2 protein-coding genes and 1 tRNA gene are annotated in these 1,051 nt (G+C 47.3%); 1 reads left to right on the forward strand and 2 read right to left on the reverse strand.

The window, feature by feature from the left end; all coding sequences use genetic code 11:
* Positions 1 to 63: 63 nt before the first annotated feature.
* Positions 64 to 140, forward strand: a tRNA-Pro gene (locus CIK04_RS26705).
* Between the two features lie 320 nt (positions 141 to 460).
* Here CIK04_RS26705 and CIK04_RS34160 read toward each other — a convergent pair.
* On the reverse strand, positions 461 to 700 hold the full coding sequence (locus tag CIK04_RS34160) for a TraB/GumN family protein (protein ID WP_325205866.1): 240 nt from the start codon (positions 698 to 700) through the stop codon (positions 461 to 463).
* Entirely contained in the window at positions 687 to 950 is a 264-nt protein-coding gene (locus tag CIK04_RS34165; protein ID WP_325205867.1) for a TraB/GumN family protein, read from the reverse strand. The genes CIK04_RS34160 and CIK04_RS34165 overlap by 14 nt, the downstream gene beginning before the upstream one ends.
* Positions 951 to 1,051: the final 101 nt, after the last annotated feature.

The raw sequence follows: 1,051 nt of genomic DNA on the forward strand, positions 1-1,051 counted from the left end.
GTCGTCAGTCAGAATCCGTAATATACGCATCCGTTGACGGAATAAAGTTTCTGTAAAACATCTCGGTGAATAGCGCAGCTTGGTAGCGCATCTGGTTTGGGACCAGAGGGTCGGGGGTTCGAATCCCTCTTCACCGACCACTTTAAGAAAGCCTGCTTTTTAGCAGGCTTTCGTCGTTTTGGCTTTAGACAAAGCTTGCTTACTGATGTTGAACCTCGTGGGGTTCGCCTGACGTTAGAATATGGCTCTTCACCGGCCATATTAAGAAAAGGCCCTGCAGAAATGTAGGGCYTTTGCAATGTTTTGGGTTGTAGAGAACGGGGGCTGGAACGCCAGTCCGATCGAATTCCTCTTCACCGACCACTTTAAGAAAGCCTGCTTTTTAGCAGGCTTTCGTCGTTTTAGTTTTAGATAAAGTTTGCTCGCTGATGTTGAACTACGTGTTATGAGGCAGCCAACGTTAGAAATGGCATTGCGCAGGCTGGCTTTGGGTCAGTTGCTCTGCTTTAAAACCAGATTGCTCAAGTAGCGCAATGAGATTCTCTTTGCCCACCAAATGCAACGTTCCGACCACCACCGCATAATGCCCTGGTTCCTCTTGAGCAAGTTGAGAGAGCTTTTGCACCCAATCGTGATTTCTATCCGTCAGCATGGCTTTTTCCAACTCAGGGGAGATCTCTGACAGGTTAGCGAACTCCACCAGTTTTTGTTTGTTCGCCTTTTTGCCAGCTCTCAACCAAACAAGCGAGTAACTGCTTACTTTCACTAAACTCTGACAGCGCACTAATCAGCAATTCTTTGCCATCTTGAGGTGTCTTGGTGAGTAGATCGATTTGAAATTGCGCACTTTCCAACGGATGAAGAGGAACACCATGTTGATGTGCTTTTTGAATGAGATAGGTGTCTACGCCAAGTTCTGAGTGGTACCCCAGTTTTTGTACTTGAGCCATTTGGATGGTTAAGGCTGCCACGGCGGAGCAAGCATCAATTGTTGATAGGGCAAGCCGAGCTCATTGGCGATTTGTTGCAGCTGCTGTTTCTGTGCATCGGT

This window comes from Vibrio sp. 03_296, assembly GCF_002265885.1.

Coding starts and splice junctions, on each gene's coding strand:
- CIK04_RS34165 (WP_325205867.1), bottom strand. CDS start 950: ATGGCTCAAGTACAAAAACTGGGGTACCACTCAGAACTTGGCGTAGAC.